We start from the raw sequence: 13,903 nt of genomic DNA on the forward strand, positions 1-13,903 counted from the left end.
GCGGCGGTGGGAGGCGTAATCGAAGGCATTCATGAGTGAACAACCCTCCAACAAGCGCCATGGCCTCGTGCTGGCCGGATTCATCGTCATCACGTTTTGCGCGCCGCTGCTGAGTGTGGGCTCCATGCCGGGCGCGTGGTATGCGGCCTTGCAGAAGCCGTCATGGAATCCGCCGGCGTGGTTGTTTGGTCCTGCGTGGACGCTGCTGTACACGCTGATGGCGGTGGCGGCGTGGCTGGTGTGGAAGCGTGTGGGATGTGCCAGACCGCTGACGCTGTACTTTGTGCAACTGGCGCTGAATGCGGCGTGGACGCCGATTTTCTTTGGGGCGCATCAGCTTGGCTGGGCGCTGATCGAAATCGCGCTGCTGTGGATTGCGATTTTGGCGACACTGCTGAGTTTTCGTCGTGTGAACAGGGCAGCCGGATGGCTGTTGGTGCCGTATCTGGCGTGGGTCACGTTTGCGACGGTCCTGAATTTCACCCTATGGAAACTGAATCCCGCATGAATCAAAAGAACTGGCTGATCACAGGATGTTCGAGCGGCTTTGGCCGTGCGATTGCGGAGGCGGCGCTGGCGGCGGGGCAGCGTGTGATCGCCACAGCGCGGGATATCAGGAGCATCGCGGATCTGGAGCGTGCGGGAAGCTGTGAGGTGATGGCGCTGGACATCACGGATGCGGACAGCGTGCGCGAGGTGATCGCGGCGGCGGGGACGCTGGATGTGATCGTGAACAATGCGGGCTACGGACTGATCGGTGCGGTGGAGGAGTGCAGTGACGAGCAGATCCGCCGCAGCATGGAGACAAATTTCTTTGGGCCGCTGAATGTGATCCGTGCGGCGCTGCCGATGCTGCGGGCGCAGAAGAGCGGGCACATCGTGAACATCAGCGCGGCGGCGGCGATTTCGAACTACCCGGGCTTTGGCATTTATGGAGGAGCCAAGGCAGCGCTGGAGATGATGAGCGAGAGCCTGCGGCTGGAGCTGGCGCCGCTGGGAATTCAGGTGACGCTGGTGCAGCCGGGACCGTTTCGGACGGACTTCATCGCGCGAGGTTTGGAAAAGGCGGCGGGTGAGATCGAGGACTATGCGGGCAGTGCGCGCAAGTTTGCCACGTTTCTGGAAACGGTGAACGGCAAGCAGCCGGGAGACCCGGTGCGTGCGGCGGAGGCCATCGTGAAGATGGTGCTGGATGGCCAGGCACCGCTGCGGCTGCCGCTGGGCAAGTATGTGGTGAAGAAGATGCGGGACAAGGCGGCGGCGCTGACACGTGAGGTGGAGCAGTGGGGAGAGGTGGCGGTGAACACGGATTTCCCCAGCTGACCATGGCTGTTCACACCTTGCACACGAAGCAGATCATCCGGGCCACGCGGCAGGAGGCGTGGGATTTTTTCTCGAACCCGAGGAATCTGGCGAAGATCACGCCGCCGGAACTGGGGTTTGAAATCATCACGCCGGATCTGGTGCCGCAGGTGCGGGAGGGGATGATGATCGCGTATCGTGTGAGGCCGCTGCTCGGGCTGCCGATGACGTGGCTGTCTGAGATCACGCTGGTGGAGCCCGGAGTGCGGTTCATCGACGAGCAGCGTGTGGGGCCGTATGCGGTGTGGCATCATGAGCATGAGTTTCACGATCTGGGCGACGGCCGAATCGAGATGGAGGACAAGGCGACGTATGTGCTGCCCTTTGCACCGCTGGGAGATCTGGCGCATGCTTGGCTGGTGCGGCCGCAGCTGGAGCGCATCTTTGCCTATCGTGAGAAGGCGGTGAGGCAGCTTTTCGATTGTAGCCCGAGCAAGGGATGATCGTTTGTTCGACTTGAGTGAGGTTGCCGTTTAAACACCCCCTAGCATGAAGATCCCTGTTGCTTACGAACTGAACGGCCGCCGACGCTTTCTGCTGGTGCAGGACGGTGAGACGATCAGTGTCGGGCGTGGCGAGACATGCAGCATTCGACTGACGGGGGAGGCTGCGCAGGAGGTGGAGCTGACGGCGCAGTTTGTGAACGGCTGTCAGTTCCTGGTGGTGCATCCGGCCAATGGCAGTGTGCCTTATGCGCAGCCGCTGCCGTGGAAGGTCACGCTGGCGGGGATGGAACTGGAGCTGCAGCGTCCTTTCAAAGCGGACCAAGGCAAGGCTGGGCGCGAGCTCGTTTTGCAAGGTCTGAGCGCGGGGGAAACCCGGCTGGTGATGCAGCCGGACAAGCCGCTGCTGCTGGGTGCGAGTGATGGCTGCGAGGTGGTCATTCCAGATGCAGGCTGTCCGGATGTGCTGCTGGCCCTATGGGGGGCAGGGAACAAAGTGCTGGTGCAGGTGCTGGATGAGTCGGCTGTGGTGGGCTGGGTCGGACGTGCGGGTGAAACCGAGGCTGAGCTGGAGCTGCCGGTGAGTTTGAGCATTAGCGGCCGGGTGCTGCTCTTTCGCTCTGGCGAGGCAGCGGCAATGACGCATCCCGTGGCGAAGCCGATGGTGCCTGTGGCGGCAGCACCGCATGCGCCATCCATTTTGGCGAAGAACGCCGAATATGCCCCCAAGATCATCGCACGGCAGGGAAGCCCGAATGGCAGTGAGGAAGGCGGTATCCATCTGGTGAAAAAGGAGGAGCAGGCTCTGGTGACCACGGGGCGTCCGCTGGTTCTGCCGCCGCCGTCGGTTCTCCCTGCGGATGAAGGGGTGCCGATCATGACGATAGAGGAGGCGGTTCATTCGCATCCCAAGCCCTACACTCCGAAGGTGTTCCTTCTCGTGAGCTGGCTGCAGGTGGGGCTGATTTTTGCCGTGGCGCTGCTGCCCCAGCGGGGGCTGATGACGCCCGAGCAGATCGTGCAGTTGTGGTATGCCGCGGGCGGCATGCTGATCCTGACGCTGGTGCTGGGTCTTGGGGTGCTGCTCAAATGAGGCGTGGAAGCGGCTGGTTTTTTTGAGGAAGGTGTCATACAACGCGGCACGCCCGCGTCACTCAGCGGGAAATGAATGGAACGCGCCATTGCCGACCAGCTCGAAGCCCTGCATCCCGACGCCTTTGGCTGGGCGCTGCACTGCTGTGCCGGCGAGCATGGGAGGGCGGAGGATGTGCTGCAAAACGCGTATCTCAAACTGGCCCAGCAACGGGCGCAGCACGACGGGCGCTCCAGCTTCAAGACGTGGTGGTTTGGGGTGATCCGCTTCACGGCGCACGAGGAGTTCCGGCGGCTGCGCTACCGGGAATCCCTGCTGGGCAAGCTGCTGCTGCAGTTCACGGGCGATGCCCACGATCCACAACCGTCGCCCGCACGAAAGATGGAGCTGGACGAGCGCACGGCCGAGCTGCGGCGCTGCCTGGCGCAACTGCCGGCACGGCAGGCGGAGGTACTGCATCTGGTGTTTTACCAGGATCTCACGCTCAACGAAGCGGCGGAGGTGATGCGAGTGGGCATCGGTTCCGTGCGCCAGCATTACGAACGCGGCAAAGCGCGCCTGCGGACGCTGCTGCAACCCGACCACCTGCATGAAACCGCAGTCTGACGACGACCTGCTCGAGATTTTTTCACACGCGCGCCGGCTTGACCGGGAAGACGCGCCTGCCTGGAGACCGGAGCTGCTGGACGGACCCCGGCAGAGGCCTGCCACCCCGTTGCGGTGGATTCCGGCGGCACTGGTGGCAGCCAGTGTGATCGTGGCGGCGGTATTCTTCACCCACGCGCCCATGCATGAGCCGCGACTGAGCGAGGCGCTGCCGCCGTTGTTTGAGTCTCAGCCAGGCGAGCTGTTTGCCAGCATGGAGCCATCACTCATGAGCTTTGAAGCGCCTTCCGACTTTCTTTTGCCCGATCATCTCAACCCCTACAACCCATGAAAAAGCTCCTTTGCTGCCTTTTGCTCACCGTCGCCAGTTTGCCTGCTGCCCAAGTCGAAGACTGGCTGAAAAGCGGGCTGCTGCATCCAGACCTGATCGCCTCGGTGCGTGAGCAGCTGGGCCTGACGGAAGAGCAGCAGACCAAACTCAACTCCCAGCTCAGCGACGCGCGCTCCCAGGCAGAACCGCTGGAGCAGGCGGTGCAGGAGCAGAAGAAAGCGCTCAATCAACTGCTGCAGGACCCAAGCACCAGTGCTGACGTGGCCGCAGCGCAGCTGACCAAGCTTTTGGATGCGGAAGCTGCGGTCAAACAACTGCAGCTACGAACGCTGATTGGCGTGCGCGATGTCCTGACACCGGAACAACTTGGCAAAGCGAAGAAACTGGGGCCGCCGAAGCTGGCTGCAGGTGGAGGACTGGAGGCGAAAGTGAAGGAGAAAGCCGGCAAGCTCAGGGCCGCGGTGGAAGCCATCGGCGTGCCGCCTACCGAGGCGATGAAATATCGAGGTGAAGAAATCGAAAAGCTGATCAAAGCCAGTCAGTTTGCCGAAGCCAACAAGGAGCTGGATGAATTGATGGAAGACTCGCACTTCAAGGAGCTGGACGCCGAAGTGGAGAAGGTGGATTTTGCCAAATTCGAGCCCGGCAGCACCGATGTCGAAACTTTGCGGGAGCGCTACGAAAGCGTGCATGCGGCGGGGCAGGAAATCATCTCCCTGCCATTGCTGCGTGAGCTTGTGCAGGCCAAGACGGCCTTTGAAGCCGCGAAGGAGGCGCAGGACGCCGACAAGGTGGGGCGCATTCTCACCTATGTGGAGGGCAAGCTGAAGAAGTAACCTGGGCGGGAAACTGGATCTAAGGACGGGAAAGCAGCGCTCCGCCTGAGGGTGACGTCGGGGTGAAACCGTAGAAAAGTTTCGTTTGCCTTTGGCCATTTTCCGGCGATAAAACGCCGTAAGTCACCTGTTAAGGGTCAGGCTCAGTCGTGCATCAGGTGATTTTGAATCCGTTGGTGTTCATATACCGATGATCGGGGCTGGTTCTGACACGAGGCAGAGGACGGCACCCAACAACGAAAGATATGAATACCAAGATGTACGTGGGCAATCTGCCCTTCGCCGCTCAAGAACAAGACATTCGTGAGCTGTTTTCACAATACGGTGGTGTCACCGAAGTCTTCCTCCCGATGGATCGCGAAAGTGGTCGTCCGCGCGGCTTTGCCTTCGTGACCATGGACTCCGCAGAAGCCATGAATGCTTCGATCAACGCGCAAAACGGCCAGGAATTCATGGGCCGCAAGCTTGCCATCAATGAAGCCCGCCCACGTGAAGAACGTCCGGCAGGCGGCGGCGGTGGTGGTGGTCGCGGTGGCTACGGCGGCGGTGGTGGCGGCGGCGGCGGTGGCCGTGGCGGCTACGGTGGTGGCGGCGGCGGCGGTGGCCGTGGCGGCTACGGTGGTGGCGGCGGCGGTGGCGGCAAGCGCGGTGGCGGCGGTTTCGACCGTGGCAACCGTGGCGACGGCGGCGACGGCGGCGGCTGGTAACACCTGACCCTGTTTTTGACTTTACGCCCGTGATCCGGTGAGAGCGTTATGCGCCCTCCTGAATCACGGGCTTTTCTGCGTTCACGAACAGAGCAAACACACCGGCGAGCACGAACGCCGTGGCACACATCCACACGCCCTCGTGGAAATCGTGATTGGTGTCATAAGACTTGAGCACCAGGGTGAAGAGCATGGGCATGATGGCGGCGCCGAAGTTCCCCCACATGTTGGACCAGCCAAAGAGCTGCGCCTGATTTTTGCCGCTGATGTCCTGCATGGTGGTCCACATGGCAGGCAGACCGATATCGCCGAAAAAGGCGGCCATGCCAAAGGCTGCGGCCATGCCCCAGGGAGAGTCCGTCCACAAGGCCAGCACATAACAGCCGGCGGCGGCGAATTTGGTCACGCTCATGGGCAGCATGCGGCCCATGCGTTTGCCATGATGACGTGTGATGTAGTCGGTGATGAAGCCGCCGAGAGGGAGCGCCACGATGCCAATGGACAGAGCACCGGTCGTGATGAGGCCGGCGAGGCCTTCCTCCAGATGCATGACTTTCTTGAGGTAGTCGGGCAGGGAAAGGATGAGAAATGCCCAGCCGATGTTGGTGAAGAACTGCACGGCATTGGCCATCCAAAGATTGAGGCTGAGGCAGGCGGCCTTGAGGGGAAAACGCCGTGGTGGATCTTTGATGGGCTGGAAGTCACCGCGTCCTTCGGCCAGCAGATCGATCTCTGCTGCGTTGCAGCGTGGGTGCTGGCGCGGGTGTTCACGAAACACACGCCAGTAGCAGATGGCGACGATGACTCCGATCAAACCATAGATCCACCCCGCCCAGCGCCAGTCGCCAGAGCGCAGAATGACAAAAGCAGTCAGGCCCGGTGCCACCGCACCCCCGACGCGCCCGCCCCAGGAAATCATGCTGCTGGCAAATCCGCGTGCTTCAATGTGGGCCCAGCGGGTGAGCAGGCCGCTGCTGGCCGGATAGTAGCCCGCTTCGGCGAGTCCGCAGCACAGCCGGGCGATCAGCAGCGTGGTGAAGCCCAGTGAAAAACTGGTGGCGGCGGTGAAGACGGACCAGGTGGCAATGTAAATGGTGATGAGGATTCGCGTGCCGAAGCGATCGCTGAGCCATCCGGCGGGGACTTGAGCCAGGGCATAGGCCCAGAAGAACGCGCCCTTTACCCAGTCAATCTGCCAGCCTTCCAGCGCGACGCTTTTTTGAAACGAATCTGAGGCCACGATCTGAGCCAGGCAAATGCGGTCCAGATACATCAGGAAGGCCACCATCGTCGCGGTGGCAAGGATTTGATGGCGGACGATCGTGGGGCGGGAGGAAGAAGACATCGAAGAGACAAGACGCAGAAAATCAGCCAGCCCTAACAGGATTCCGACTTGATGAAGCATCGGAAGGCATGCATGAGCCGTGTATTGCAGCGCAAAAGCGTCGCAATGAATAGACTTGCGTGCCTCACAGTCTCATCAACTCTTCCCTATCATGACCGCCATCAAAAATCTTACCGCACTGCTGGTGCTGAGCTTTCTCGCTTCCGGTGTGCTCGGCTGGTTCCTGTTTCAGTCGCACACCGATCTTGCAACGGCGCATGCAGAGCTGGAGCAGATTAAAGCTGCGCATGCTGAAGAGATGAGTGCGAAGGCGGCTGAATTTCAGCGTACGCTCGACACCCAGGCGGCGCAGCATCAGAAAATGATCACTGCGATCAATGATGAGCATGAGAAGAAGATCGACGAACTGCGCACGGGCGAGCGCAAGCGTCTGGCCATCGCGGCCAAGGAGTTTGAAAACATTTTCGAGGGCAACAAGACCACGCTGCAGTACATTGACCTGCTGGAAGACAAGGTGAAGACCGGCCAGTCGCTGTCGAAGGCGGAAGTGGAAAAGCTTTCGATCATCACCACCGGGCTCGGCTACCTGAAAAAGCAATATCAGAAGCCGATGCAGGAGTTTCAGGAGCTGGCGAACTACTTTGACGCCCAGGCCTCCAAGCAAATCGCCAAACCGAAGGGCGGCTTCTTCAAGCGCCTTTTCAGCAGCGACTTCCGTGATGCCGAAAAGGAATACCTGCGGCAGGAAGGCGCCAAGGAGGCTTTTGAGCAGGCGCAGAGCAAGTTCTCCGGCACCTACAAGCAGGCCCAGAAGGTCATGGGTTCGGTGAATCTGGATGCGGACGCCCAGATCCAGAAGCTGCATGCGTACATCGATGACAAGCAGCAGATGAACGCCGAAGATCTCTCTTCCTTCTTTGACAAAGCTCGTAAAGCGCTGCGCACCCATCAGGACGTGCTCGACTTTGAGCCGGACGCTGCACGGCTTCCTGCGCCGAAACCGCAGCCCTGAGACCAGTGGGACGGTAGGGAAATTTAGGTGAGGTGCTGGGGCGCGTCAGGGATTAGTGGTGTCTTGGAGGTGCTGTGCAACCAACTGCCCCAACCTTTCAATGAATGGCCGTGGCATGGGTATGATGCTACGCAAATTGTAGGTTTTTGAAGGGGACGAGGGCTCCAGGAACTGCGAATTGATCGCAATTTACGCTCCTGAATAGTAAGAGAAAACCGAAAATACAGTCTGCTAACATGCTGGCGTAAATTTTCGCAGGAAATCATGAACATATTCTAGATCTCGACCAGCCCAATCCTTTGCCATCGACCCCCTCCCCTAATTTAAATAAACATGAAGTTTTTACGCATGCATCGTCCCTTTATCAGCGCGCTGATGATGATGTTAATGTTCTCCTGGCAGAGAGGTCAGCCGCTCGCGGCGGCAACACTTTACTGGGATGCGGATGCTGCAGTGGCAGGGAACAGTTCGGTCACGGGGGCTGGTCTGGGCGGATCTGGAATTTGGAACACCACTTTGCCGTATTGGTGGGATGGCAGCAGCACGGACGCTGCGGTGACTTTTACCAGTGCAGACACAGCCCTCTTCACCGGCTTGGGCGGCATGGTGCAACTGGGAGCGCCCATCACCTTGGGATCGATTATTTCAGTCAAAACATTGGGGGTGCGCTGACGCTGGCCAACCGGAGCATTGAACTCGCGGGAACCACTGGCGGCGGCACGACCAACGGGCAGGGGCTGGACATTCGCTCGGACGCGGCTTCCACGGGAATCCGTTCGATCAGCAACAACAGCGCGACAAACGCCTATATCTATTTGGATCATGCGGCCACGGACGGCAACGCCACGACGGGGCAGACGATCACCTTTGGTATGATCGCCCAAGCGAATAGCACGGCCGCCATTACGTTCGTGGGCAATCATGGTTATGGTGTGGCGCTGGGTGTGAACACACTTGCGGCCAGCAATGGCAAGTCTGAGCTCCGCCGATTCGACAGATGCGAGCTTTGCAGACTGGTTCCATGCCCATCCCGGCGGAACCGCTGCGGATTATGTCACCAGCGTTGGCGGGATCGCCAACACGGGAGCAGGCACCAGCTGGAATGACATCCACTCGGGCAGCCATGACTTCATCTCGGCTGAAGACACGATTGTCCTGGGCAGCACGAATACCACTGACAAGCGTGTGGTGGTGTCCGTGAACAACCTCACCGGGGTGACCTATGGCAGTGTCTTCAATCTCATGGACTGGAGCACACTGGGCCTGACGCATGATGACAGCGCCCTTTCCGACATGGGCGCATTCAATGTGGCGAACAACCTGCAACTGCAGGACATTTCGACCCTTTCCCCCGGGCTGTTGCTTGATCTTGCGGAGCTAAACCACGCAAAAATCATCCATTCAGGGCGGCCCGCCCCGCAGTTGATGTGATTCGGTGGTCTGCCGAATCACAAACGGCGGGGGATTGGGCATAAACGGCGGGGAATGAAAGGAAAGGTTGTCTTTTCGCTGACGTTTTGGCTAGGCTTAACGTATTCCATGCCGCGCTTTTGAGGTGCGGTCGTGCCTGATTCCAACTCTTCATTCCATGCAAACAAAACAAAACCAAACCACCCGCCGAACCTTCCTTCGCGGCACTGTGGCCGGCGCCGCCGGTCTCGTCGCATCCCGAGCCTTCTCCGCACCGCTGGGTGCCAATGGTGACGTTCGTGTCGCGGTCATCGGCTTTAACGGACGTGGCGCAGGCCACATCAAGAGCCTGGAGGAAATCCCGGGCGTGCGCATCGTCGCTCTCTGCGACGTGGACGCCAATGTGCTCGCGAAGGGTGTGGCAAGCCAGGCCAAGAAAAACAACACCGTCACAGCTTACTCCGACTACCGGAAGCTCATGCTGGACCCTGAGGTGGACGCCGTGACCATCGCCACGCCGAACCACACGCACACGCTCATCGCCATGACGGCCATGCAGCATGGCAAGCATGTGTACGTGGAGAAACCCGTGTGCCACAACATTTGGGAAGGCCGTCAGCTTTTGAACGCCGCCGAGAAGGTCGCCAAGAAGGGACTCGTTGTTCAACATGGCATGCAGCGCCGTTCCAGCCCCGGCTGGGCGGAGGCCATGGCCTGGGTGAAGGAAGGCCACATCGGCAAGGTGACGCTGTCCCGTGGAGTGAACTACAAGTCGCGCATTTCCACCGGCAAAGTGGCGGCGGCGATCGAGCCCAAGGACGGGATGATCAAGGGAACCTTCCACGATCTGCGCAACGTCAAGACCGACCCGGCCGGAGCGCCGCAGGAGGTGGATGTGGACTACAAGCTGTGGGCTGGACCACGTGGCATGCAGCCGGTGAGCCGCACGCAGTTCCACTATGACTGGCACTGGCAGTGGGCTTTCGGCAACGGCGACATCGGCAACCAAGGGCCGCATCAGACAGACGTGGGCCGCTGGGCGCTGGGAGATCCCGAACTGCTGCCCAAGCGCGTGATGAGCTTTGGCGGACGCTGGGGCTACAAGGATGACGGCGAGACCGCGAACAATCAGATGGCTTTCTGGGCCTACGAGCCTGCGCCGCTGCTGTTTGACAACCGCGGTCTTCCTTTGAAAGACATGGACTGGAAGCTGGAGCCCGTCTTCCGCGTGAATGGCAAGACCGCCGCGGCACGCGTCGGCAACGTCATCCATTGCGAAGGCGGTTACGTCATTGAGGCCAAGGCTTATGACAATGAAGGCCAGGCCATCAAGAAGTTCGAGAACTTCAATGACGGCCCTGACCACATGCTCAACTTCATCAACTCGGTGCGTGCCGGCAAGCTCATCAACCCGAACCTGCACGTCTCCCACGGTTTCCATGCCGCTTCGCTGGCCCATCTGGCGAACATCTCCTACCGTCTGGGCAAGGCTGCGAACGTCGCTGAGGTGCAGGAGCGCCTCAAGAATGACAAGGCCGGCCTTGAGACTCTGGAGCACTTCGTGAAGAATCTCGAGGACAACAAGATCGACCTCAACGTGGACAAGATCAGTGCCGGCCCCTGGCTGGAGTTTGATCCCGTCTCCGAGAAGTTCACCGGCGAGTTCGCCGATGAAGCCAACAAACTCGCGATGGAGAACTACGTGGACGAATTCAAGCTGCCGGAAATCAACTAACCGAAGAGCCAGCTTCGAATTTGATGCTTTGCGCGGAGCCGGGAAACCGGCTCCGTGTTTGTAATTGGCGGCGGGCTGCTTTGGAGTAGGGTTAAAGTGCCATGGAATCCCCCAATCCACCTCCCGCGCTGCCGTATTCATCCGTCACTCAGGATGAAAAAACTCTGGGCATCGTCATGCACGTGCTTTGTCTGGTCGGTTTCCCCATTTTGGGTCCGCTCATCGTCTGGCTGGTCAAAAAGGACCAAAGCAGCTACATCGATCTTCAGGGGCGGGAATTGCTGAACTTTCAGCTCAGCTTCCTGGTGTATGGTTTTCTGTCCTTTTTGCTCTGCTTCATTCTCATCGGCATTCCGCTTCTCATTGCAGTGGGCGTTGCCACCGTGGTGCTGACCATCATCGGGATCGTGAATGCTTCGGAGGGGAGGATTTATCGGTTCCCGCTGACGATTCGCCTGCTGTGAGGCAAAACGGTTGCGACTTCTGTGCCGTGGTGGTAGCTGAGTTCCCCGTTTCCACCCCAATCCAGATGCGACCCAACCAACTTCTTCAAGCCATCGGTGCCGAGCTGCGCATGCAGATCATGACCTACATGCAGACCGATCAGCGCGCTGCATACAAGGCTGTCATTGATTCGCTCGCTCCGGCCAAGCGTCTTCGTCCTGCTTTCATTCTGGAGAAGTCCCGTGCCAAGCAGGCCGAGTGGCTGCTGGAGCAGCTCAACACGAAGTCGAACGAAGAAGTGACGGCGCAGATCTTCCAGATCTGGCTGCTCAAAGGTCAGCCGCAGATGCTGATCACTTTCCTCGATGCCGCGCAGATCGCGCATGATGGCAAAGGTGAAGTGACCGAACTTCCCGAAGTGATTGATGACGACAAGGCCGAGGCCGCCGTGGCCGCCTTGCTCGCTGCGTATCCTGCCAAGCAGGTTGCCTTGTATCTCTACATGTTCCAGCAGCAGCGCGAAGGCGGCTGGATCTCGCTCACCAAGGCCATCGATGCCCGCCCTGAGCTGAAGCTCGAAGCCTGAGATTTTCTGCCATGATGGACGCCCTCGACAGCGCCATCGCCAACACGCAGGCGCATCTGGATGCCCTGCGCAATGCGAGCGGCCACTGGGAAGGGCGGCTTTCCAGCAGCGCGCTTTCGACCGCGACGGCCATCGTCGCGCTGGCGCTGGTGGATCGTGACAAGCATGCGGTGCACATCGCTGCCGGGGCGCAGTGGTTGTGTGAGCATCAGAATGCCGATGGCGGCTGGGGTGACACGACGCTGAGCAAGAGCAACCTTTCGACCACGCTGCTGTGCTGGAGTGCGCTGCATCTGGTGGGGAAGCGGACTTCGCAGGCCGTTGAAGCTGCCAATGGGTGCATCATCGCGCAGGTTGGCTCTCTTGAACCAGCGGCCATCGCCCGGGCGGTGGTGTCCCGCTATGGCAAGGACAAGACTTTCTCCGTGCCCATTCTCATGCTGTGCGCGCTTTGCGGCACCTTGGGGGACAAGCCGTGGAAGCATGTCATCGCGCTGCCGTTTGAGCTTGCTGCGTTGCCGCGCACTTGGTTTGGGGCGGTAGGGCTGCCGGTGGTGAGCTATGCGCTGCCGGCGCTGATTGCCATTGGGTACACGCGGTTTAAGAACAAGCCGCCGGCGTGGTGGAATCCTCTGAGGTGGCTGCGTGCGCTGACGTGGCCGCGCATCCGGCCGATGTTGAAAACGCTGCAGCCAAGCAGTGGAGGTTATCTTGAAGCCACGCCGCTGACGAGCTTTGTCACCATGGCACTGGCGGGTGCGGGTGAGTTTGATCATCCGTGCCTGCCGCTGGCGGTTGAATTCTTGGTGAGTTCGAAGCGGGAAGATGGGAGCTGGCCGATTGATACCAATCTGGCAACATGGGGGACGACGCTATCGCTGCGGAGCTCCGACTTCAGCGCTCCACCTATTCCGTGGCTGCTGGCACAGCAGTATCGTGAAGTTCATCCTTTTACCAATGCGCCGCCGGGGGGCTGGGCGTGGACGAATCTGCCTGGCGGAGTGCCGGATGCGGATGACACTTCGAGTGCGCTCATTGCGTTGAAGAAGATCGGACATTCCTGCGATGAAGCGATTCAGCAGGGGATCACATGGTTGCTTGATTTGCAAAATCGCGATGGAGGCATTCCGACGTTTTGCCGTGGGTGGGGAACGCTGCCGTTTGACCGCAGCACGCCGGAGATCACGGCGCATGCGTTGTGTGCATGGTGGGTGTGGAGAGATGAAGCGCCGCAAGCTTTGAAGAAACGCATCGATGCAGGAACGCGACAGGCGCTGGCCTATTTGAAGCGGGTGCAGTTGCCAGATGGTTCCTGGATTCCGCTGTGGTTTGGCAATGAGCACACGCCGGATGAAAACAATCCGGTCTATGGCACGGCGCAGGTGGTCAATCATCTGAGTGGCAGTGCGCAGCTTGCCAGCAAGTTTGATGCGTTGATTCAGAGCGGGAGGCAGTACCTGCGCAGCGCCCGGAAGTCCGATGGCTCGTTTGGCGGGGATGCGAATGCACCTGCCAGCATTGAGGAGACTGCGGTTGCTTTGCATGCTTTGAGTGGTGAAGAGCAAGACGTGATGGCCAGCGTGCAATGGCTCATTGGGGCAACAGAAAACGGCACTCGTTTTCCTACTGCGCCCATTGGTCTCTACTTTGCGCGGCTGTGGTATCATGAGCAGCTTTATCCTGTGGTTTGGACACTGGGAGCGCTGCGGGCCGCAAGGCGTGAGCTACAGACCAGTGAGCCGTTACGGAACCGCGTTGCGGTTCATCCTTGAGATCAAAGCGGTGGTTGTTGCGGTACCAGGGAAGCACTCGCTAAAGCTCGGCATCCCTTCGCTTTGATGAGGGAAGGCCTTTGGCCTTCGAGACGGGGGCGGAGATGGCATCCGTGGAATTGTGCAAACGTATTGCTGGAATGAAGGTGTGGAGACGTTAAAACGCGCTCTCGGAGAGAGCGCTCCACTTCACGTTGGGTATTTGCATGCTCTGCGCGGAG

General features: G+C 59.8%; 16 protein-coding genes. 15 read left to right on the top strand and 1 reads right to left on the bottom strand.

What is annotated here, in order from left to right; genetic code table 11:
- The first annotated feature begins 31 nt into the window (after positions 1 to 31).
- From AC24GY_RS21360 to AC24GY_RS21395, 8 genes are all read left to right on the top strand, one after another.
- Positions 32 to 508: a TspO/MBR family protein gene (locus AC24GY_RS21360; protein ID WP_487686999.1), complete on the top strand. Its 477-nt coding sequence runs from the start codon at positions 32 to 34 to the stop codon at positions 506 to 508.
- Complete coding sequence (locus AC24GY_RS21365) at positions 487 to 1,323, top strand: oxidoreductase (protein WP_487687001.1); 837 nt, start codon at positions 487 to 489, stop codon at positions 1,321 to 1,323. Before AC24GY_RS21360 ends, AC24GY_RS21365 begins: the two co-directional genes overlap by 22 nt.
- Before the next feature lie 2 nt (positions 1,324 to 1,325).
- Positions 1,326 to 1,805, top strand: a complete 480-nt coding sequence (locus tag AC24GY_RS21370) for an SRPBCC family protein (RefSeq protein ID WP_487687004.1) — start codon at positions 1,326 to 1,328, stop codon at positions 1,803 to 1,805.
- 46 nt (positions 1,806 to 1,851) lie between these two features.
- Positions 1,852 to 2,898, top strand: coding sequence for a hypothetical protein (locus tag AC24GY_RS21375; RefSeq protein WP_487687007.1), 1,047 nt, complete (start codon positions 1,852 to 1,854; stop codon positions 2,896 to 2,898).
- Positions 2,899 to 2,973: 75 nt separating this feature from the next.
- On the top strand, positions 2,974 to 3,504 hold the full coding sequence (locus AC24GY_RS21380; RefSeq protein WP_487687010.1) for an RNA polymerase sigma factor: 531 nt from the start codon (positions 2,974 to 2,976) through the stop codon (positions 3,502 to 3,504).
- Positions 3,488 to 3,835: a hypothetical protein gene (locus AC24GY_RS21385; protein WP_487687013.1), complete on the top strand. Its 348-nt coding sequence runs from the start codon at positions 3,488 to 3,490 to the stop codon at positions 3,833 to 3,835. The genes AC24GY_RS21380 and AC24GY_RS21385 overlap by 17 nt, the downstream gene beginning before the upstream one ends.
- A complete protein-coding gene (locus tag AC24GY_RS21390) occupies positions 3,832 to 4,671 on the top strand; it encodes a Spy/CpxP family protein refolding chaperone (protein ID WP_487687015.1) in 840 nt (279 codons plus the stop codon). The genes AC24GY_RS21385 and AC24GY_RS21390 overlap by 4 nt, the downstream gene beginning before the upstream one ends.
- 245 nt (positions 4,672 to 4,916) lie before the next feature.
- Positions 4,917 to 5,378: an RNA recognition motif domain-containing protein gene (locus AC24GY_RS21395; RefSeq protein WP_487687018.1), complete on the top strand. Its 462-nt coding sequence runs from the start codon at positions 4,917 to 4,919 to the stop codon at positions 5,376 to 5,378.
- A 46-nt stretch (positions 5,379 to 5,424) separates the two neighbouring features.
- Here AC24GY_RS21395 and AC24GY_RS21400 read toward each other — a convergent pair whose 3' ends face one another.
- The gene (locus tag AC24GY_RS21400; protein WP_487687022.1) at positions 5,425 to 6,723 is read right to left on the bottom strand and encodes an MFS transporter; all 1,299 of its coding nucleotides are present in this window, start codon (positions 6,721 to 6,723) and stop codon (positions 5,425 to 5,427) included.
- Between the two features lie 151 nt (positions 6,724 to 6,874).
- On the opposite strand from AC24GY_RS21400, the gene AC24GY_RS21405 reads away from it, so the two are divergent.
- From AC24GY_RS21405 to AC24GY_RS21435, 7 genes are all read left to right on the top strand, one after another.
- On the top strand, positions 6,875 to 7,735 hold the full coding sequence (locus AC24GY_RS21405) for a hypothetical protein (RefSeq protein WP_422323450.1): 861 nt from the start codon (positions 6,875 to 6,877) through the stop codon (positions 7,733 to 7,735).
- Positions 7,736 to 8,083: 348 nt separating this feature from the next.
- On the top strand, positions 8,084 to 8,407 hold the full coding sequence (locus AC24GY_RS21410; protein WP_487687025.1) for a hypothetical protein: 324 nt from the start codon (positions 8,084 to 8,086) through the stop codon (positions 8,405 to 8,407).
- Positions 8,408 to 8,701: 294 nt separating this feature from the next.
- Entirely contained in the window at positions 8,702 to 9,166 is a 465-nt protein-coding gene (locus AC24GY_RS21415) for a hypothetical protein (RefSeq protein WP_487687029.1), read from the top strand.
- Between the two features lie 157 nt (positions 9,167 to 9,323).
- A complete protein-coding gene (locus AC24GY_RS21420) occupies positions 9,324 to 10,880 on the top strand; it encodes a Gfo/Idh/MocA family protein (RefSeq protein ID WP_487687032.1) in 1,557 nt (518 codons plus the stop codon).
- 101 nt (positions 10,881 to 10,981) lie between these two features.
- Positions 10,982 to 11,344: a DUF4870 domain-containing protein gene (locus AC24GY_RS21425; RefSeq protein ID WP_487687034.1), complete on the top strand. Its 363-nt coding sequence runs from the start codon at positions 10,982 to 10,984 to the stop codon at positions 11,342 to 11,344.
- A 65-nt stretch (positions 11,345 to 11,409) separates the two neighbouring features.
- A complete protein-coding gene (locus AC24GY_RS21430; RefSeq protein WP_395732915.1) occupies positions 11,410 to 11,910 on the top strand; it encodes a hypothetical protein in 501 nt (166 codons plus the stop codon).
- An 11-nt stretch (positions 11,911 to 11,921) separates the two neighbouring features.
- The gene (locus AC24GY_RS21435; RefSeq protein ID WP_487687037.1) at positions 11,922 to 13,682 is read left to right on the top strand and encodes a prenyltransferase/squalene oxidase repeat-containing protein; all 1,761 of its coding nucleotides are present in this window, start codon (positions 11,922 to 11,924) and stop codon (positions 13,680 to 13,682) included.
- Positions 13,683 to 13,903 lie beyond the last annotated feature (221 nt).

Source organism: Prosthecobacter sp. Pr1, assembly GCF_057652315.1.